Below are 21391 nucleotides of genomic sequence, written 5' to 3' on the forward strand. Positions count from 1 at the left end.
AAACGATATGATCAACGTCAAGGCGGACAAGGACAAACCCTTGTTTGATGACCGCTCGATCGAGCCTTTTGGCGTGAAATTACTAGGGAACTTCCTCTTTCAAAGACAGATCGGTGATCCCGGCACTGGTCAGGGTATCGGCTATGTATCACCAGGTCATAACTCCGCCTATTATGACGCAGAAACCGGAAAACAATTTCTGATTTTCCATTCCCGCTTTCCGGGTCGCGGCGAAGAGCATGAAGTCCGCGTACATGAGATGCATATGAATTCGGAAGAATGGCCTGTCGTTTCTCCCTATCGCTATGCAGCTTTAGAAGAGGATACTGACCATCTGACAACCCAGGATATTGCTGGACAGTACCGATGGGTGAATCACGGGAAGGAAATCACGGCTGAGATCAAATCATCGCAATCCGTCCAGTTCACAGCAGATGGGCAGATTAATGGTGCCGTAACGGGAACATGGACTCTTGAAGCAGACAATCAGGTGCAAATCACATCAAATAACGTCGTATATAATGGCGTTTTCACGCATGAATGGGAGCCGGATTCCCAGAAGACGGTTCTGACCTTTAGCGCGCTCTCCTCCTCTGGTGTGGCCATCTGGGGAGTCAGATGACTGCAATGAAGGATCAGGATATTGTTAATGCGGTCAAAAAGGACCTGAACATCGGCGACACGGGGAACATATTCTTTAACCTGTCCCTCCCCACCAAGGGAACACGCGATTCAGAGATTACTTGGAAGTCCTCCAACGCCTCTGCCCTCTCTGCTACAGGGGTAGTGAATCGCCCTCGTATTGGCAAGGGAGATGCCAAGGTGGCATTGACGGCAACGATCCGCAAAGGAAGCGCGGTGAGCTCCAAAACGTTTAATGTTACCATTCCACAACAAGCGGTGAGTCCACTGCTTGGAGAATATACGTTTGATCAAATGAAACTTGCAAAAATCGCACAGGATTCCAGCAAAAATGAATATCACGGCCAACCCTTTAATGTGACGACTTCTGCGGTTAACAGCAAAAATCAGGCTGCCGCCTTCAATGGAACAGACAGCTATATCCAGCTGCCCGGAATCATCACAGATACGACGGATTTCACCTTTAGTGCATGGGTCAACTGGAGTGGTGGCGGAGCCTGGCAGCGAATTTTCGATTTTGGAAATGGCCTGACCAGACATATGTTCCTTACCCCCGCACAGCATACAGGAGCTCTGCAATTCACCATCCATGACCAGAGACGGGATCAGAGCCTCATTGCTGCTGAACCGCTGCCCTCCAATCAATGGGTACATGTCGCTGTCACCCTTCAGGGAGATACAGGTACTCTGTATGTGAACGGAAAAGCTGTGGCAAGCAGCACCGAAATTACGTTTAACCCGAAGGATCTTCAAGTGACGGAAGCTTATTTGGGCAAAAGCCGTTATACAGCCGATCCCTTCTATAAAGGCTCGATGGATAACGTAAAAGTATATGATAAAGCGTTAACCTCCACGGAAATTCAGCGCCAGGCAAAAGAAAAGCCTTAATCAGCAGCAACCTTGCCGCTGGAGTTAAATCTATAACAGAACGCCCAATACAGTAGCCGAGTTTACAGACTGCTTATTGGCGTTCTGTTTCATTTCATTTTGAATAATGGATGACCATGCTTAACTTGTTCGCAGAGGCACCCGAATTCTTATAGGCATGAGGCTTGTCCGCGCGAAAACGGATCGACTCCCCTTGTTTTACCGTATAATCCTCCTCCCCAACCCGAATTGTAACTTCCCCTTCAAAAACCGTAATAAATTCCTCTGCCCCATCGATATGCGGTTCAGCATTCAAAGAAGACTCCGCATCCATCTCCATAACGTACATTTCAAAACGGCGCCCTTCTTCAAAAGTAAAATGCGGATAAATCCGAATCTTGCCCTCATTCTCCATCAATGCTTGAATATCACTGCCCGTTACGACTGTGGTGTCCGACTTCGGCTCGTGGATCAAGGCGGTAAATGATATTTTCAGACCGTTCGCAATCTTCCATACAGTAGCAATTGTAGGGTTCGATTCCCCCGTTCAATTTGACCAAGCATCGTCTTGCTAATTCCAGACAACTCGGCAACCTTGTCCAGACTAAGCTTTCTTTGCTCCCTGAGCTGTTTCAAATTTTGCGCAAGAACAACATTAATGTTTTTCAATATAAAGTCACCTCTGTTTTTAAAAGATTAAATTGTGCTTTATAGAGCACATAATGTACAATTATAAAGATCGTACGTTATAACGTACATTTCAACTAAATATAACATACACCGAGAATCAATTGTGGAGGACTTATGAATATTATACCGTTACTCACGTACGCAATCGTGGCTTCATTCACACCGGGTCCCAACAACATCATTGCCATGACCCACGCAAGAAACGAAGGATTCAGAAAAACCCTTCCGTTTATTGGTGGCGTTGCAGCCGGCTGCCTGCTTATTATGGTTCTGTCCAGTTATTTCAACCTTATTCTGCATCAATACATCCCAAGGATCAAACCAGCCCTGAACGTGTTGGGATGTGTATACATGATCTATTTGGCAATTAAAATTATGCGAAGTAAACCTACGAGTGCCAAAGATCCCAAGGTGAATCGTTTTTCATTTCTCTTTGGCTTTACCCTGCAATTCATCAATCCCAAAGTCATTCTGTATGGTCTTACGGCTATCTCCGTATTTGTCATGCCTCTTGGGCAGTCACATGTCCATATTATCGTTTTTTCGTTGCTTCTCACCATCATAGGTGTTAGTGCGAATATGACGTGGGGGTTATGTGGTGTGTTATTCCAAAGTTTTTTATTGAAATATGAACGTCCTTTTAATATGGTGATGGGCGTTTTGCTCATCTGCAGCGCCCTATCGATTCTATTATAAATACAAAAAAAAAAGCGTCCTCTCATCCGATGAGGGAACGCTTTTTCTACCAACCTCAGTTCGATCTCCACCACGGTTGGCTCGGGTAAGTCTCCGAATGCAGCACAACCTTCTCACCGATTTTGGGTGTTGCAATGTCGACATTCAATGCATGTGCAGCCTTGGTAATCCGTTCAACCGGCTCGTTCCATGCATGATAGGCCAATGTAAAAGCGGCCCAATGAATAGGGATGAGCAGTCCTCCCTTGACATCCAAGTGAGCCTGCACCGTTTCTTCCGGCATCATATGAATGTTGGACCAACGCTCGTCATATTGGCCGCATTCCATCAGAGTCAGGTCAAAGGGTCCATACTTACTACCGATTTCCTTGAAATGAGGACCGTAGCCGCTATCACCGCTAAAGAAAACCTTCGTTTCCTGTCCGGCAATGACCCACGAACACCATAATGTAGAATTGCGATCCAGCAATCCTCTACCCGAGAAATGCCGTGCAGGCGTACAGGCAAATGTCAAACCCTTGAAGGACAGCTTATCCCACCAGTTATGTTCAGTAATCTGTTCCGAAGGCACACCCAGTTGAATTAGTCGTCGACGCACGCCAAGCGGGACAATAAACCGCTCTGTTTTATTCTTTAATCTGCGGATGGAAGAGTAGTCCAGATGATCATAATGGTCATGCGATATAATGATCGCATCCAAGACTGGAAAATCCTCAGGTTGAATCGGCAGGTTAGTGTTGTATCGTTTCGTACCCGCCCAGGATACAGGAGATGGACGGTTGCCGAGCATTGGATCAAAGAGCAATCGGTGTCCTTCAATCTCAAGCAGAAAAGCCGAGTGTCCGAACCATGTCACCTGTGGGTTATCGGATATGTTTAATGATTCCGCTGGTTCATATTTCTCCACGGGAATGCTGCTCGCTGGTCTCCGCTCTATATTTCTCCGCATGGAATCCCTTAACATGCTTACAAGGGAGCTGAAGCTCATACCTGCGGCTGTTGGAATCTGATTTTCGTATTTTGTCATTATTCATACCTTCTGTTCTCTAAAATCAATCATTCAATCCATCATTCAATCTTGAGTATAACAGGAGTAATATTGCTTTATATTAAATCATTGTTCGTTTATAATCAATTTCGCCTTCGGTTATCTGAATTTGAACTTCAATTAACCCTAATCAGGTCGAAGATTTTACAGCCCAGCGACGAACATCTCACAGGACTATAGCACTAACCCATGTTGATTCATCTCCTGGTTAAACATAATTAAGGTGGAATTAAGACTCTGTTTTCTCTCCAATAAGACTGGGCATATATAATAGAGAAAATACAGCAGAGAGTATGTGAGAGATGATGAAAAAATGGCGCAGAAGATTATTTAAAACGTTTATATTCGGAGTTGTTGCGATTCTCCTCCTTTTGGGGACAGGCGTAATCTACCAACAAGTGAGTGCACGGCAGGATGCAAAAACATTCATTCCTCCTGGCAAGCTGTACAGCGTGCATGGTGACAATATGCATTTATATACGGGTGGTCAGGGAGATACAACGGTCGTCCTTGCATCCGGATGGGGTACTGCTGATCCTTATGTAGACTATTATCCGCTTTATGAAAAGCTTGCACCTTACACGAAATTCGCGGTTTACGATCGCTTTGGCTATGGTTATAGCGATAGGACCGATAAGAAACGCGATGTCGATACTGTGGCAGATGAATTGCACGAGTTATTAGAGGTATCTGGGCAAAAGCCACCATACGTCCTGGTAGGTCACTCCCTTGGATCGCTTGAAACACTCCGGTTTGCTCAAAAGTATCCGGATGAAGTACAAGGTATTGTCATGTTGGATGGGGGAAGTCCGGAATATTACGCCAATGACACTGACGATATGGCAAGTGTGATTGGTGGCTTCATGAACCAATTCCGGATTCATACGGGGCTGCTCCGCTTGTCCTTACAATCTGACGCAGTCGTGGAAGCCTCCAATGCCAATCGAAACGGTCTGAAGTTTGTGCCTGATGAACTGAAGAAGATCGATACAACGGCCCTGCTGCTTAACTATGGGAATGCCAACACCGTGGATGAGTTACGTGAAATGACAGCCAATGCCAAGGTTGTTGTCGACAACAAAAAGCCCTTCCCGTTTCCACTTACCATACTGACAGCAGATTACTTCGGAGCCAGTGAGCCTATATGGGATAAAACTCAAGCTGAATTTACGTCCTGGTCGGAACACTCCAAGCATGTAACCGTTAAGGATACCGAGCATTATATCCATCAATATCACCCGGACCTTGTCGCCAATGAAATATTGGAACTGGTTAAGAAGTAGATTCCCTGAATAAACGCTGAACTACCAAACCAACCAATTCATGCCAAATAAAACCCTAACGATTCTGGTAATCGTCAGGGTTTTATTGTGTTAGAGGTCTCACTGTGCTTTTGCCATCCTCGGTGTTTGTGATCTAAAATGCGCCAATGCCTCCTGAACCTCCGTGCTCGTAAGACCGTGTCGATCAAAATAATGCATGAGCTCTTCCAGCTCAGTTCCATCACCGCCGTATATCCGCTCCATTTTTCGAATGATCTCTCAAGATTTATTTGATTTACCTTAGCAGGTCTATTTTCAATCTAATGGATGGAACCCGTTTCATGTCAAGGTACAAAAAACGATGCCCCCCTTTTGAAGGGAGAGCATCGTTCGTTACTTTTATATGCCGTTCAATTAATGCATAGGACCTTGTTGTTCCTGCTGAGAACCCACCTTAACTCGCTTCAGGAACAGTGAGATGATCAGTCCAATTACAGCGAGAATCAGTGCGAAAACAAATGCATTTTGTACACCGGATGTGAAACCTGCCAACTGATTCTCTGGGCTCTCAGGATTCGTCACACCGCTCAAGAAGCGGGTCGTTCCTGCGCTCAGTATACTCACCGCAACAGCTGTACCAATAGCTCCCGATACCTGCTGTAATGTATTCATAATCGCGGTCCCGTGAGGGTAGAAATCAGGTGGCAATTGATTCAAACCGTTGGTTTGTGCAGGCATCATGATCATTGAAATTCCGATCATCATGAACACGTGCATCGTAATAATCTTGCTCAGTGTTGTAGTCGGAGTGATTCCCGTGTACATGAAGAGTACAATCGCAGTGATCGCCAGACCAATAATCACAAGCCACTTCGGACCGAACTTGTCGAACAGACGCCCCATAACCGGGGACAAAAATCCATTCAGCAAGCTGCCCGGCAGCAGAACCAGACCGGCAGTCAATGGCGTAACCGCCATACCTTGTTGCAGATACATCGGCAGAATCAGCATGGATGACAACAGCATCATCATACAAAGGAAGATCAGAATCAAGCCAATCGTAAACATTGGATACTTGAACGTTCGCAGATCCATCATCGGCTGTTTCATTCTCAATTGACGGATGCTGAACAGCAGCAAAGATAACACGCCAATAATCAGTGTGGCTACAACGATAGGACTGGTCCAGCCACCGCCACTTTCCCCATGTCCTCCAGCACTACTGAATCCGTACACGATTCCACCAAAGCCCAGTGTCGAAAGTACAATGGAAAGAACATCAATTTTGGGCTTGGTCAATTTCGATATATTCGGTAAGAACAGCAAGCCACATACCAATGAGATAATGAAGAACGGCAAGGAGATCCAGAAAATCCAATGCCAGCTCAGATTTGCCAGAATCAGACCCGAGATACTCGGACCACTTGCTGGCGCAAACATGATAACCAAACCGATCAAGCCCATGGCAGCGCCACGCTTTTCAATCGGGAAGATAACCAATATGGTGTTGAACATTAGTGGCAGTAACAGAGCTGTACCTACAGCTTGTAATACCCGTGCCACCAACAAAATTTCAAAGCTCGGTGCAATAGCAGCAACAAGCGTTCCTGCAATCGAAAAAATCAGAGAAGTTGTGAACAACTGTCTCGTCGAAAACCATTGCAACAGCATACCGGAAACCGGCACCAAAATACCCAAAACGAGCAGATAACCTGTCGTTAACCATTGGATCGTAGTAGGCCCAACTTCGAGCAAGCCCATAAGCGGTGTCAATGCCACATTCAGAGCTGTTTCACCAAACAGTCCAATAAAGCCGCTGAGCAGCATGGCGAATAAAATCGGAAATACTTTATATTGTTTTGTTTCTTGTTGATCCTGTACAGAACCAGCTTTCATGGAAGCCTCCACAATCCCATCCTCCTCAAACATTCTGACGATTTCTATTTCTCTTTACGAAGCTTATTGCTTCTCTCTTGCATTCTTTGCCACAACAGACAAATAATCAGCAGCCGTCAGCAAAGGCTTTTTGTCCTGGTTGGTCAGGCTGATAATCAATGCTCCCTCCATTAAGGAAATGACCAGAAGTCCCATCTCTTGTGCTTTCTCTTCACCTATGCCATCCAAAATCAGATGTTTCGTAATCATTTGCTGCCAACCTGCAAACACATCCTGACAGGCAATTCGCAATTGCTGACTGATACAGGAGGTCTCCACGGCTGCCCAGAAACTAAATGGAAGAAAGCCCGTAAAACCTGCCGCCTCTGTTTCAACCGCTAAGTCATGGATAAATTGCTGAATGGCATCCCCCGTATTGTCATGGGCTGCAAATGTTTCTTCAAACTTCTGCAGAATGTTTTCATTGGCTTTTTGAATGCACTCATGAGCGAGCTCTTCTTTGCCATGTGGGAAATAATGATATAACGAGCCTTTTGGCGTACTGCTCTCCTTAATAATCTGATTTAGACCGGTCGCATGATATCCTTGTGAAAAAAACAGTCTGGCTGCAGTGCTGACGATGAGTTCTCTAGCACTAGACTTTTCACTCAATAAAGCCACATCCTTCAATGAATTATAACAATCGGTCTATATAATTAAAACCGTTTCGAAAAATACTGTCAACCTAATATTTGAGCCCATTCTGATGAAAGCGCTATAGATTAGCAAAATAAAAAAGCGAGAATTGCTCCCGCTTTTTTTATTCATTATATGGAATATTGTATCCCTTACTCGAAGAAATCATCGAACGACCGCACAGGTTTTACATCCATAGGCTGCTTGGACGCAGCCAGACATGCATACGCCCCCACATATACGATCAAGCATAACAATATTAATGATAGCATGATAAGCACTCCCTTTTTTTATCTATCCATTCAGAATCCTCTTTCTCAAAATACGATTCACTTGCTCTGAGCTGGCCAGCATCAAGATAAGGAATACAAGTACAACCAGCGGGAAAAAGCCGATATTGGTTTTTGCAGCAAGGACGCCAAAAAGCGGAGGAAGCAATGTGGTTCCTGTGTATGCCAGTGCCATCTGGTATCCCATTAATCGGGCAGAATTCGCTTTGCCGAATCGGGCTGGAGTTTCATGTAGAAGTCCGGGATAGATGGGTGCAAGTCCCAAACCAATCAGCATAAATCCAGCCAGTGCAAACGAAATCGATAATGGAAGTAATAAAATGATTCCACCCACAATGGCGGTCACTTGACCCGCCAGAATTAACACCCGATTTTTAATTTTCAACGTGATAAAGCCTGTAATCAGCCTGCCAATCGTAATGCCACCGTAGTATAAGGAGATCCATCCCGCAGCCGTTTCTGCCGTGATGTTTCTTGCGCCTACCAGATAGCTGGCTCCCCATAACCCCACCGTTGTTTCCACGCCACAATAAAACAGAAATGCGATCAGTGAGTTTTTGACTCCCTTAATCTTCAATACATTCCGTTCAGGTTTGTTCTCACTTTGTAGAAATGTGTTTTCCGTTTGCACATGATCTGATTCGTTTATCGGCCTCGCACGTTCACGACTAGCAGCAACACGCTTCCACAAAGGCAACGTCGCAAACAAAATAATGACGAGACAAAACTGGACGATGGCTACAGCTGTATATCCGTTTCTCCAGGAATGTTGATCTGCAATATAATACGACATAATGATAGGCCCCGTCGTCGCGCCCACACCCCAGAAACAATGCAGCCAGTTCATATGGTGTGCTTTGTAGTGCTCTGCGACATAATGATTCAACGCAGCATCAACGGCTCCGGCCCAAGACCCAGAGGAATGGCAAGAATGACGAGCCATACCAATGAAGGGGCAAAGGAAAATCCAAGGAGTGCTCCGGCTGTCAGACAACAGCTAATTAGTGTAACCTTGCCTGTTCCCCATTTTTGAATAACCGTTCCGCTTGCCAAGCTTGAAACGATCGTTCCCCCTGCAACAACCATGGATAGAATTCCTGCCGACCCAAACGAAGCCCCAAGTTCAGGCCACATCACTGGCCAGGCTGAACCTAGCAAGGAGTCAGGAATCCCCAAACTGATAAACGCCAGGTAGATGATGATAAGAAACCAAGTTGCCATAATAAATCCCTTCCCTGCATATAAAATGAAAAACAATTCTGATATTACTGTATAAAATATTTCATTCGTACACTTTATAAAGTATGTTTATTTATATGTTTATATTGCATTAAAGAAAATTCTTTGTCAATAGATCGTATCATCCCAAATTAAAACAGCCACCAATCTGGATTTTCATCCAGATTGGTGGCTGTTTTTTGGATAGGTATCAGTATTGAATGATAAATTGATTAATAGGTGACGTAACCCTCATAGGTAACCGTCCACGTATAGCCTGTCTGACCATCGACTGATTTTAATGTAAGTGTCCCCCGGTACGGATCAACATTATAACTAGCCGTCATAGGAATATCACCAAGCGTTGGAAATTGAGATTTGGGTAAAATGGTTTGCCAGGTTATATACTTTTGTGCGTAAGGAACTACTTGTGTACTGTCTGGTAAACTACTAGTTGAAGTTGAAGGTACACTAGCTGCAAAAGATGTAGAGCCTAGCGTGAAACATGCAACGACAGTTAAAAGACCGACTATAAGTTTCTTTTTCATCTTCATCTTCCTTTCGTTTTGGAGTACAGCTCTATCATATAAGAAAGGCTTCTATTAAAATGTAATATTTGTCATATAGTGAAAATATTTGTTTACGCCAATACCGGTCGGAACCACTCCACTCGACAACAGAGAAGATCTGTTAAACACAAAAAGGGAATTGCCTCTGCAATCCCCTTTTGAATTTGAATTATTTAGTTAAATTCTTATGCAAAGTCATGGAGATGAAACTCTATATCGTTATCCTATGGGTTTAAATGTTTACCACGCTCATCCCAAGCTTCCATATTCAGCTCACTGTTGATCGTTACAGCGGTTAATGCACCTAGGGACGCCGCAGTAATGGCCTGGTACATCTCTGACGCTGCATCTCCGGCGCTGAATACACCTGGTACAGTCGTTTTGCCGTAATCATCCACAACGACCGTACCGGCCTCGTTAACCTCACATCCTAATGTCCGCGGCAGTTCAGATCCAGCAGTCAGTTTCGGTCCAAAGAAAATTCCCGTGCAAGAGATTTCGGTGCCATCCTCCAGTACAACCTGCTGCACCATCCCATCGCTGGATTCGATAGATCGAATTGGAGAGTCCCATACCGGAACACCATGCTGCTTCAATTCCTCCCGCTGCTCATCTGTTAATTCATCTGGTCCATTCGTGCAAATGGTAAACCGACTTGTCCAGCCGGAAATGGTCTTTGCCATGTGAAATGCCTTGGCACCATTAACAATAATAACGAGAGCTTGATCTCTTAATTCCCAACCATCGCAATAAGGACATACAAAAGCACTCTTGCCATATACCTCTGTCAACCCGTTAATATCCAGCGGAAGGTCTTTTTTTCCTACTGCAAACAAAACTTTCTTCGTGCGATAGACTGCTCCCTGTGCCGTCGCAACTTGAAAATCACCATCGGTTCCTGTCACTGAGGTCGCTGTGTCTCCTACAAAATGAACGGACGGATATGCGCTAATCTGTTCTTTCGCAACCTTCCGAAATTCACGTGGACTTGCGCCATCTCTCGTCAGAAAACCGTGTGTTTCACGCGTGACCCAATTACGCGGGCGTTCATCATCTATGACCACAACCTGTTTACGGGCTCTGCCTAGTACAAGTGCTGCATTAAGACCCGCAGGTCCTCCTCCAATAATTAATACATCCGTCTGTTGTTCCATATTTAACACCCTTTCCAGATATTCAATATCCTTTATTGTTTCAAAAAAAGTCTAACCCAGCTGCTTCTTGCCGCTTGCAGTTGGTTCTATTGACAGTAATGTAAGAGGGATCAATTGAATACTATTAAAGACCTCTTATATCTACAATATACAAAACCGATTCAATATGCAAGAAAAATATTCTTTTATTGTTACTGCTGCTTGGTTTCAATGACCTGTATCACATAAAATCATTTTTAACAATTAAAATAAACCTTGTTTTTAAATTGTTCACAATCAAATGACATTATTTTAAATACTAAATCGTTAATTAATTCACATAGTGTATTGAATGCTATAATGAAACCACGAGATATATAAGTATAGATATAGGAAGTGAGTTCTTGAAAACATTGAATAAAGGGTCACGGCCCGAAATCAGTCTGGAGTATACTAGCTCGATTCCGAAAGTTTTCTTTGATACCATCAAAATCGGAATCATCAAGTCCAATCTGATCGCCATGTTTGCCGGTTTAAGTTTGGCTTTGTATGTTTTTGATGCATCCATTTTAGCTAATATTGTACCCATTATTCTCTCTGTCATCGGGTCTTCCCTGATTATCGGAGCGGCCGGGGTGTTTAACAATTTGTATGATCGGGATATTGATGCGATCATGGAACGCACCAAAACACGTCCTACCGTAACAGGTCGTGTAGATACCAAAACAGGTTTGATCCTCGGTATTGCCATTACAATTATCGGGGGCATCATGTTGTATATCGCTTCCCCTTCGGCTGCCGTATTCGGTATATTGGGACTGCTGCTGTACGTGTTCCCGTATACGATGTGGACCAAGCGGACAACGGTTTACAATACGGAAGTAGGAAGCCTTTCGGTGCTGTTCCTCCCCTTATCGGTTGGGCAGCCATTTCACCAGAGCTGGGTCATTATGAAATTTGGGCTTTGGTCGTTACCATGCTGTTGTGGCAGATGCCTCACTTCTATGGCATTGCCATCCGGAGATTTGATGAATACAAAGCCGCTGGTGTTCCTATGCTTCCTGTCGTCAAAGGAATCAGACGGACATACATCCAGACGAATGTTTATCTGGTATTGTTGTTATTCTCCAGCTTCTTGTTCTGGCCAATGAGTCCTTTCATTGCCATTGTTGCGTTTCTGGTAAGTTTGGCCTGGCTTATTCTTAGTGTGGCAACTTTCGATAAGAAAGAAACCAAGAAATGGTCACATAAAATGTTTATTTTCTCCATTAACCACATCACGATCATCTTCCTGGTCATCATTGCGTATTCATTGATTGCACAGCTGATCAAATAAAGATTGACCTATTGTGCCATAATAAAAGCCGTACAGATCTTAACTCTTTCGACAAGAGTTGTCTGTACGGCTTTTTTCATTTGTTACATATACTATATCTTACACTACCCCACTTTAACCGGTGATTGCTCACCTTGCCACAGCAGCTGCATCTCTTCATTTGTAGCAAGCAATTCGGATAGGCTTCCCTCGGCCTCAATTCGTCCATCCTTCATGACGATAATATGATCTGCCTTGGCAAGTGCTGCTCTGCGATGAGACACTGCAATACATGTGACATCTGGCTCCTGGAACAAGCCTTCCCATACCTGTTGTTCGGTTTTCACATCCAGGGCACTGGACAGATCATCGAAGATGAACAGGTCAGCTTCCGTCATCAACATGCGTCCGGTTGCCGCGCGCTGAATCTGACCACCCGACAGCATGACACCTCTCGGACCTACGGACGTTTCGAGTCCTTGATCCAGGTTTTGAATATCCTCATCCATAACAGCCAGGCGAATAGCTTTTGCAAGAGCAATCTCCGTATGACCCTGTTTGCCCTGAACCATATTCTCTTTCAGCGTATCACTGAACAGTCGGGGTACTTGCGGCGTATACGCTGCTCTGGGCGGCATCAGGAAAGTAGCGGGATCAACATCTTCTCCATTCCAGCGAATCGTGCCTTCCTGTTTGGGCAGCAGTCCCAAGAGTGTGCGTACTAGAGTCGATTTGCCAGAACCGATCCGTCCCGTAATGACCAGAAATTGACCCCGCTTTACACGGAAGCTGATATCCTGTATTCCATTAGCAGAATGAGGATATTGGTACGCCAGATTACTGATCTCCAGCTCTCTTAGCTTTTCCTTAGGATCTCTCTTTTCAGTAGGAAGCTCAGGCGGATCTTCATTCAGATATGTCTCTCTGAAATCCATGATCCGGTCTTCCTCACCCGGACGAAATAGAGTTCGCATCCGGTCAAAAGATACTTTGAGCCGTTTATGCTGAAACACCATATATCCAAACAAAGAAATACTAAAGCCAATATTGGCAAGATAACTGGTGAACAAGGCAAAATTACCTACGGTGAAACTGCCTGATTTCATCTCGGCTGCACACATCAGGAGTATGAGACCTGTACAGATACTGAGCACCTGCTGATTAAGGGATCTCATCCACTGTTTGAACAGATTATCCCGGAGCGCAGCTTGACGACGTTCTTCATTCAGTTTGTTAAAACGAGCAGAGACATGCTCTTCTGCCTGCCCAAGTTTCAATGCCTGAACAGCACCAAAGGTCTCCGCAATGAAACTGGTAATTCGTCCAGTCGACTCACGATTGACCTGGGCATATCGACGGGCCCGATTACCAGACAAGTTGTTCAACAACGTTACAACCACCAGCGGCAAAACAGCCACCAGAGTGATTTTCCAGTTGATGTTTGCCATAATGATGATGGATACGATAGCGAACACGAGCCTTCCCCAGAAATCGACCCAGGATTCCACGTACTCAACCACTTCATCCACATCATCCCGAAAGCGACTCATCGCCTCTCCCGGTGAAGCTGGCAGATTGCGTCCTGGCCAGCGCATAATACCGGCGAGCATGTTGGTACGCAAAATGGCCTGAATATGGTAGATATACGTAATCCATGCATAGAACGCGGCAAAAAACGTCCCTACTCTTGCCGCTCTAATCAAAGCAATGAAGATCAGCGGAGCTGCCAGCCACATATAATCACGGGAACCCGCCGTTGCCCGGTCAAAGAACCACTGCATACCAACTCCGATTGCCAGCGGTAAAGAATGAAATATGCACCATGACAATCCGTTGATCAAAAATAGAAAAGGCCTGAATCGAAACAAACGGCCTATAAATCCGGTTACATTCACGCCAATTCCTCCTCTCGCCCCGTAATCAGCAATCTTGCATAATGTGACGCCGGATCGCTGGCGAGTTCTTCTCTGGCTCCGAATTCCAGTACCTTGCCATCACCCAGTACCATAATCTGATCGACCTTCTCCAACGTAGCCAGGCGGTGTGCAATAATAATTCCGGTACATTCCTTCATCAGCTGGTCAATGGCAGACTGAAGCATGCTCTCTGTAGCGGCATCCAGCCGTGAAGAAGGTTCATCGAGAATAACCAGGCTTGGTTCGGTCAGAAATACACGCGTCAGGGCAAATAGTTGAGCTTCCCCTGCGGACAAGGAAGAACCACCCGCCTTCAGATGTGTATCCAACCCTGCGGGCTGTGATTCGATCCAGTGACTTAATCCCAGTCGATCCGTGGTCTCCTTAATGATCTGATCCGAGACGTCCTGGTTGAACAGTGTTAAATTGTCTCGCAGCGTCCCGTCGAACAGCTGTACATCCTGCGTAACCATACCGACCCTGCGGTAGAGTGCAGGCAAAGTGAGTTCTGAAATATCTTTGCCACCGACACGAATCGTTCCGCTATCCAGATTATACAGGCGCAGAAGCACCCGACTGAGACTTGACTTGCCGCTCCCTGTACGACCAATAATGCCAAGCCGTTCGCCGGGTTTAATGGCAAAGTTAATATTCTTCAATACAGGTTTATCCTCGTTATAACTGAAGTTCACCTGTTTGAATTCCAGACCAAGCGGCCCTTCTGGCAGCTGATCCTCTTCTCCGTCCTTGATCTCACTACGCAAAGACAACAGTTCTCTCGAACGGAGCATACCGGATTTTGCCTTCTGAAACTCTTGAACCTGATCGCCCAACATCTCAATAGGATCATTGAGCATCTGTGTGTATTGATAAATCAGAAACAGGGTTCCGATGCTGATCATGCCTTGCATGTAATAATGAACACCAAGCAGAAGTACCGCCGTGACAGCAAGGGCGAACAGAATGACCGTCGTATTCCATGGAATAACCCGAAGCAGCCAGGCTTTCCTGCCCTTTTGAAATACAACTCGCATCGTACGATAAAAGCGATTCATCACATAGGGGACATGCCCATTGGCTTGAACATCTTCTATTCCCGCGATACGCTCTTCAATTAATCCGAACAAAGACGCGCTCGCTTCACGCTCATTTTTGGAAGAGTTTACTCCGAGATTGCGAATGAACACCATAAACAGAATCGATAACAATGTAAACACCGTCATGACGATCGCAATCGGTACGTTTACGCTGAACATAAACCCGAGGATTCCAGCTAGTAATACAAAGCTTCCAACCACCTGTACAATGAACATCGCGAAGAAGTTGGAGATACTCGTTACATCACCATCCACCCGTTCAATCATTTCTCCAGGTGTCTTCACATTATGAAACCGCATATCCAGACGCAGGCAATGCTTCAGGAGATCCCCCCGCAATCGGTTTGTTGCCCGCCAGGCCACATCGTTACCCAGATAACTAACGGCTACTGTAATCAATTGATTTACAACAGCAACAATCAGAAACAATCCGGCGAGCTGGATCAGGTTAGCGAGAACTTCCCCACTTGCTGCCGTATCAATAAAGCGTTTAATAATCTGTGGATTCAGGAGCTGCAGCCCCGTTGACGTTAGCAACATCACCATAAGTAAGGCCAATCGGCCTTTAACGGGTTTTAGATATTGCAGCAGCCAGGACATGGAGCGTTTCTCTGTTTTGGGCATAGCCCCTCACCCCTTCGTAACATTTCTATTTTATTTTGTGATTTAAAGCATTGTGGTCCCTCACTAAGATGAATCATGCATAATAACAATAAATGCAGCATTTCCAACCCGTGGATGAATCTTTTCAAGTGTGTTTACCATTTTACATTCTCCCAATCCCTCTGGCATTCTTCCCGAAATCTTTGTACCCATTGTTCAGAAATCTCGTCTGCAATCGGGTCAAAGAACGGAGGTGATACGGTTACACCGTCAGATTGAACATCCAAAAACTTTAACACATTCATGACGGTTCCCTCGTAATCTTCTATAAAATCCTCATACACAATCGTCAGCGGCACAATGCCTGACTCAGACAGAAAATCTTCAATTGCTGCTTCGCACATGTTGCTCTCTACAAGCAGATGCTTAATGGCATCAAAGTTATATTGATCTGCAATATCCTGCTGCTGAGGGCTGTCTCCGTGCTTGCGATGCCATTCACCCGAGACAATGGCTCTCCACCAGGACACAGCCAATCTGACTTTGTTGCGACGTGTCATATAGATATGCTTGGTGCAATTAGGGAAACCCGTACTCCATACCTCAGCCCGCGATAACGCTGTTGGCAGACTATAGAGACTGCGGAATGCGTCAATCCATCGTTGTTCAAAATTAATTTTGATTCCGAATACTCCGTTCGACGTTGTTCCCTGATCCCAAATCTGTTCCAGATCTTCACGCTTTAATGTGTCCGGGCTTTTATGCTGATAATGCAGCCACTCCCTCGGATATCCTGCGACACCCGTAGAACTTAAGGCTTCCCCTAGCAGAGTACTGCCCGTTCGTTGAGAAAACCAAATGGTATAACTTTGAGTAGGTCGTTTCATACCACTACCTCTCTTTCTCCTCTTAGGGATAGTTTCATGCTAAAAAGCACTGCAAATCTCCCTTCCATGTGCAACAAATTGGGTGGAATGCATGCAAAAAAGCCATAGATGAACTAATGTTCATCTACAGCTTGTAACAATAAGAGAACCATATGAAATAAGAAGCGTTTCCGGATTTCTCCTCTGCACGCAATTATGATGAGCGTCCACGACAGGGGTGCACAAACATGACTGTCTAGACGCCAATATACAATCCATTGGTTAAGTCACTATGCTCATGCGTATTCAGTTATCGATTCAGAATGCGCCCTGTCTGGAACATGTTCATCTTAACCACCCGTCACACATATTTGTTGTTTATTGTATTCGCTGCACCGTAATCCGTCAAGATAATATTAACTCAATTGTTATTTCCTTCATGCCACTGAACATCATATGCTGCAATTTCAACGATCATAACCCCAGATAGGGAATTTCTCTGAGATTAAACATTAACTGATTCACTTTCCATACACCATTACTGTACACAAGTTCAATATTTCGATCATTAACATAATGAGAATCACCCGTTAATGTATTTCCGATTACGAACGATTGGGATAACGTCGCTGTTGTACTGCTTGTATAATGAACGGAAGTCTCTGGAGCATCATACACCATCCAATCACTGACTAGATCCTGCCTCTTGAGAATAAATTGGATTAAATCTTCTGTAAAATAAGGCTTGAAATACGCACTGACCTGCTTAATCTGAGACAAGCTTGAAATTTCATTCAATTTCTCTGACAAAACATTTAACCGCACCTGGGTTATTTTCCCAGTATCAGGTATTTGGATCGTCTCCTCTTTCATACTTACTATCATGTCTTGATTATTCAGGTGGATGGTTGCTTGTTTAGTTTGTGGGTTCCACTCCAGCTTGGCTCCTAACGTTTGGCTGACAAATCGCAAGGGGACATATGCTGTATTCTCAATTAATTCAACAGGAGAATCCATTCCCATGATCTGTTCATTCACTCTCGCATTTTTGAAGTTAGCTACAAGCCAAATTTCTTTTTCATCCTTTTTAATTCGAATGCTCTTCCCGTCCTTATACCACGTTACGTCTGCCCCCAAATTGCTGGACACGACCCTCAAAGGAATTAAAATTCGGTTATTGGATAATACTCCAGTCCCAATCTCTAGCGTGGTACCCTCAGCTAAACACGGCGTTGAAAACACGGCAAACATAATACACGCAAGCAATGTTGAAGTGAACTTTTTAACTATCATTTGGAACCCCCATGAGGAAATGTTTAACTAATTAAACACGGATTACTCAATGAAAGTTACACTCTCAATAAAAGTTAAAACAGCTAACACTTATTTGCATTACAACTCGCACCGCTTAAGCTATGCACTCACTTCTATTGGTGTAGATTCCCTCTCCCTGACGACAAGGCGCCGATGCGCTACGATCAGAAATGGCAGTCCGAATGCAGTGGTCAGTGCCAGCGGTACAAAAACGAACAGGCCATTCCCCATCCCAAATTGAGTTAATAGGAGCCCTCCCAAAATCGGTGCCATGACGCTACCCAAGTTATTGAATCCAATCGTGCCAAAGTAGGTCCCTTTCCATTCGGGTTTGGCAATACGGTCAATCAGCACATCCATCATCGTGAACATGAGCACTTCCCCAATCGTGAACAGAACGACACTGATCATCAGCAGCATAACGCCTTCAGCGATACCAAACAGCAACAGACTTGTGGCAACCAGCAGATTTCCAAGAATGAGGGGCACCACCGGCGGGAATTTGCTGGCCACCCGCACAATCGGGAACTGGACCACAAGCACCGTCAACGCATTAAGTGAAAGCATATAGGAAAACACTTGGCTCCCATGTTCGAAGAGAGGATTCTGGGCAACATACTGAGCCAGGGTAGAGCTAAAATGCCCATACCCGAGTACACAAAACGTAGTCCCGATAAGTACTGGCAAAAATACACGGTCACGTCCGGTGGTAGCGAGTGCATCTCGTAGGCGGGGGCACTGACCTGGACATGTTCTGGCAGAGTTGCACGCTGCAATTGAAATTGCAGGAACAAAACCAGGCCGTAAACGATATATACCAACCCGGAGATCATAAACGGAAACGTGGACTCTGCTGATCCCAGCTGAAGACCGATAATGGGTCCGAACACAACTCCCAGATTGATAGCGGCATATCGGAGATTGAACACAAGCAGTTTATTCTGCGGCGGAGTAATATCCGATAGAAGTGCACGGGACGTGGGCTCAAACACGGCGCGGCATAATCCGTTTAATGTATTGGCGACAAAGAACACCCACAGATGCTCTGCTGCTGAAAAGATAAAGAAAACACAGGCCCAGCCAAATACGGAGACCATCATGACTTTTTTGCGACCGATTCGATCTGAAATATAACCTCCATAAAAGCTGACCATAACCCCCGCCAGAGAACTGACCGCGACGGTTACGCCAGTCTGTGTTGGTGTAGCTCCCAAAACCTGAGTCAGATAAATGGATAGAAACGGAATGCTCATGGACGTAACGAGACGTCCAAACATCGTTCCCACAATAATGGTCCAAGCTAAAGGGTGAATCTGCCGTAAATGTTGCTTCATTGCGTATGGTTCTCCTGTTCTTGTTGCTTTGTCTTAGTGGGCTGTCTTTCCCTGTCTCTTAATGTATAATTGTATCGATCAAAGGGGGAAATAAAAGTGTAAGATTGCGATAACACTTTTCACCTTTTATAAAGGAGCATCCCAACATGGATACCACAACAACCCATTATGTTCGTCTTGCAACAGCAAAAGAACTTTCTCTTACACTTGATGAACCAGTTCCAGTAACCATCGACAGTCTTTCCGATGCCTTATGCTGTACTCCACGCAACGTGAAGTTTATTCTTCGCAAGCTGGAGGAACAAGGTTTTATTCATTGGCAGCCTGGGCGTGGACGGGGACATTATTCGGAGATGACGCTGCTGCGCAGTGTGAATGAAACGCTGGAGAATCACCTGCGGGAACTGATTGGGAGAGGTAAAATTAAAGAAGCAATCGAGCTGATCAGCACTATTGACATCCATAAAACACTTCAGGAACAATTGCTGCGATCACTTAACAAGCATATGGGATTTCACAGTCATGCCGAAACGGCATCCGGTCAGGATGTGCTGCGCATGATGAGATCACGCAGACAAGGCAATCTGGACCCTGCTTTTGTTTATACAGCTTTTGAAACCTACCTGCTCGGTCAGGTCGGCAATACATTAGTCACTTACGATGCCAAATCCAATTCGTTCCAGCCCGATTTGGCGCATATGTGGGAATGCAGCGAAGATCATACCGTATGGATCTTCTATCTCCGTAAAGGGGTGCGTTTCCACCATGGACGTGTCATGACATCCAAGGACGTACAAGCCACATTACAGCGATTGCATGATGTGCACAGCCCGTCCATCTGGTTATATCGGGATATTGAACGTGCCGAAATCACTGGCGATTACTGTATCCGATTTGAACTAAGTCGGCCGAACCGCTTCTTTTTGCATCTGTTTAGCTGTATACGAATGACCATTCTGCCCTACGATATGGGTGTCTCCGAACGGCTGATTGGCACCGGACCTTTTCAGATTACGAAGATGAATGAAGATGTGCTGGAGCTTGGCGCATTCGAAGCTTATTACGGTATTCGTCCCCATCTCGACCAAGTCCATATTTGGTTTGTTCCCGATTTGGGCCCGAATGATCGGTACTATGAACTTCCTGGAACATCTCGGCTGAAGCTCCCATCAACCGATTTCAATACAAACAGCATCAATTATCCTGCGCTCGGGTGCCAGTATATGCTCTTCAATTTTCGTAAGGAAGGCATCCACCATCATCCGAAATTTCGCCAAGCGCTGAGGATGGTATATGACTCTGTGGCACTTGTGAAGGATCTCGGCGGTAATCGAATTACACCCGCAGGCAGCTTCTTGCCATGGAAAAGTGAAATACTAGACTGGACAGAATCCTCGCTTGAACACACATGCGAGTTGCTACACAGCAGTGGATACCAAGGTGAGACCATTGCATTATCGTATACTTTGAACAAAGATTCAAAAGCTGCGGAGTGGCTTCAGCGGCGTGCACAAGTCATTGGCCTGCGCCTTGCCATGTGTCCCTGCGAAGATAATATTCATTTTGGAGAAACAATGAATGCCGAATTGATCATGGCTGAAGAGATTCTGGAGGGAGATTGGCAATATGGCATGATTCACTTTTTCAAAAACCTGTCCAATCATTTTCATATGTGCATGACTCCTGATCTGCAATCTATACTGGATCAAAAACTGGATCAGTTCGCCCAGCTGCCCAGCATAGAACGTGCAGAGCTACTAGATGAAGCTGAGGAAATGCTGCGAGAAAACAACTGGATTTTGCACGGTTGTCACATGAACAAGCGCGCTCAACTCGATCAGAGCATCTTCGGCATGCAAACCGCCGAATTTGGTTATATGGATATCTCTCAATTATGGATCAAAATCAGCAGTGAGGTTTGTTTTGCATCAAAAGAATCCCCCTAAAGAATGATTAGGGG

14 protein-coding genes and 4 pseudogenes are annotated in these 21391 nt (G+C 45.1%); 6 read left to right on the plus strand and 12 right to left on the minus strand.

What is annotated here, in order from left to right:
- The first annotated feature begins 265 nt into the window (after window positions 1-265).
- Both ACTWJ7_RS20830 and ACTWJ7_RS20835 read left to right on the plus strand, forming a co-directional pair.
- Entirely contained in the window at window positions 266-622 is a 357-nt protein-coding gene (locus ACTWJ7_RS20830; protein WP_443146398.1) for a lipocalin-like domain-containing protein, read from the plus strand.
- A complete protein-coding gene (locus ACTWJ7_RS20835) occupies window positions 619-1530 on the plus strand; it encodes a LamG-like jellyroll fold domain-containing protein (RefSeq protein WP_443145841.1) in 912 nt (303 codons plus the stop codon). Before ACTWJ7_RS20830 ends, ACTWJ7_RS20835 begins: the two co-directional genes overlap by 4 nt.
- 94 nt (window positions 1531-1624) lie before the next feature.
- On the opposite strand, the pseudogene ACTWJ7_RS20840 reads toward ACTWJ7_RS20835, so the two are convergent.
- Window positions 1625-2178 (minus strand): annotated as a pseudogene (locus ACTWJ7_RS20840) (helix-turn-helix domain-containing protein).
- 135 nt (window positions 2179-2313) lie between these two features.
- Here ACTWJ7_RS20840 and ACTWJ7_RS20845 point away from each other — a divergent pair.
- Window positions 2314-2895 carry a LysE family transporter gene (locus tag ACTWJ7_RS20845; RefSeq protein WP_301878829.1) on the plus strand — a complete coding sequence of 194 codons (582 nt, stop codon included), beginning with the start codon at window positions 2314-2316 and terminating at the stop codon, window positions 2893-2895.
- 55 nt (window positions 2896-2950) lie between these two features.
- Here the strand turns inward: ACTWJ7_RS20845 and ACTWJ7_RS20850 are convergent, their stop codons facing one another.
- Window positions 2951-3922 carry an MBL fold metallo-hydrolase gene (locus ACTWJ7_RS20850; protein ID WP_301878830.1) on the minus strand — a complete coding sequence of 324 codons (972 nt, stop codon included), beginning with the start codon at window positions 3920-3922 and terminating at the stop codon, window positions 2951-2953.
- A gap of 323 nt (window positions 3923-4245) precedes the next feature.
- Here ACTWJ7_RS20850 and ACTWJ7_RS20855 point away from each other — a divergent pair, with 323 nt between their 5' ends.
- The gene (locus ACTWJ7_RS20855; RefSeq protein WP_301878831.1) at window positions 4246-5226 is read left to right on the plus strand and encodes an alpha/beta fold hydrolase; all 981 of its coding nucleotides are present in this window, start codon (window positions 4246-4248) and stop codon (window positions 5224-5226) included.
- A 393-nt stretch (window positions 5227-5619) separates the two neighbouring features.
- Here ACTWJ7_RS20855 and ACTWJ7_RS20860 read toward each other — a convergent pair whose 3' ends face one another.
- From ACTWJ7_RS20860 to ACTWJ7_RS20880, 5 genes and pseudogenes are all read right to left on the minus strand, one after another.
- Entirely contained in the window at window positions 5620-7101 is a 1482-nt protein-coding gene (locus ACTWJ7_RS20860; protein ID WP_301879539.1) for a DHA2 family efflux MFS transporter permease subunit, read from the minus strand.
- A gap of 63 nt (window positions 7102-7164) precedes the next feature.
- Entirely contained in the window at window positions 7165-7752 is a 588-nt protein-coding gene (locus ACTWJ7_RS20865; protein ID WP_079344325.1) for a TetR/AcrR family transcriptional regulator, read from the minus strand.
- Window positions 7753-8070: 318 nt separating this feature from the next.
- Window positions 8071-9287 (minus strand): annotated as a pseudogene (locus tag ACTWJ7_RS20870) (MFS transporter).
- 230 nt (window positions 9288-9517) lie between these two features.
- Window positions 9518-9832, minus strand: a complete 315-nt coding sequence (locus ACTWJ7_RS20875; RefSeq protein WP_301878833.1) for a hypothetical protein — start codon at window positions 9830-9832, stop codon at window positions 9518-9520.
- A 245-nt stretch (window positions 9833-10077) separates the two neighbouring features.
- Window positions 10078-11007, minus strand: coding sequence for an NAD(P)/FAD-dependent oxidoreductase (locus ACTWJ7_RS20880; RefSeq protein WP_301878834.1), 930 nt, complete (start codon window positions 11005-11007; stop codon window positions 10078-10080).
- A 500-nt stretch (window positions 11008-11507) separates the two neighbouring features.
- Here ACTWJ7_RS20880 and cyoE point away from each other — a divergent pair.
- Window positions 11508-12322, plus strand: a pseudogene (gene cyoE, locus ACTWJ7_RS20885) (heme o synthase).
- 104 nt (window positions 12323-12426) lie between these two features.
- On the opposite strand, the gene ACTWJ7_RS20890 reads toward cyoE, so the two are convergent.
- The 5 genes and pseudogenes from ACTWJ7_RS20890 to ACTWJ7_RS20910 all read right to left on the minus strand — a co-directional run bounded on the left by ACTWJ7_RS20890 (window position 12427) and on the right by ACTWJ7_RS20910 (window position 19431).
- Window positions 12427-14196, minus strand: coding sequence for an ABC transporter ATP-binding protein (locus ACTWJ7_RS20890; protein WP_301878837.1), 1770 nt, complete (start codon window positions 14194-14196; stop codon window positions 12427-12429).
- Complete coding sequence (locus ACTWJ7_RS20895; RefSeq protein WP_443145842.1) at window positions 14193-15938, minus strand: ABC transporter ATP-binding protein; 1746 nt, start codon at window positions 15936-15938, stop codon at window positions 14193-14195. Before ACTWJ7_RS20895 ends, ACTWJ7_RS20890 begins: the two co-directional genes overlap by 4 nt.
- A 134-nt stretch (window positions 15939-16072) precedes the next feature.
- A complete protein-coding gene (locus tag ACTWJ7_RS20900; protein ID WP_301878839.1) occupies window positions 16073-16804 on the minus strand; it encodes a Stf0 family sulfotransferase in 732 nt (243 codons plus the stop codon).
- Window positions 16805-17257: 453 nt separating this feature from the next.
- Window positions 17258-18076 carry a copper amine oxidase N-terminal domain-containing protein gene (locus ACTWJ7_RS20905; RefSeq protein ID WP_301878841.1) on the minus strand — a complete coding sequence of 273 codons (819 nt, stop codon included), beginning with the start codon at window positions 18074-18076 and terminating at the stop codon, window positions 17258-17260.
- A 120-nt stretch (window positions 18077-18196) separates the two neighbouring features.
- A pseudogene (locus ACTWJ7_RS20910) lies at window positions 18197-19431 on the minus strand (MDR family MFS transporter).
- Between the two features lie 146 nt (window positions 19432-19577).
- Here ACTWJ7_RS20910 and ACTWJ7_RS20915 point away from each other — a divergent pair.
- Window positions 19578-21377 carry an ABC transporter substrate-binding protein gene (locus tag ACTWJ7_RS20915; protein WP_301878844.1) on the plus strand — a complete coding sequence of 600 codons (1800 nt, stop codon included), beginning with the start codon at window positions 19578-19580 and terminating at the stop codon, window positions 21375-21377.
- The last annotated feature ends 14 nt before the right edge of the window (window positions 21378-21391 follow it).

This window comes from Paenibacillus sp. 1A_MP2 (assembly GCF_052244825.1).
In the GTDB taxonomy this organism is placed as follows: domain Bacteria; phylum Bacillota; class Bacilli; order Paenibacillales; family Paenibacillaceae; genus Paenibacillus; species Paenibacillus vandeheii.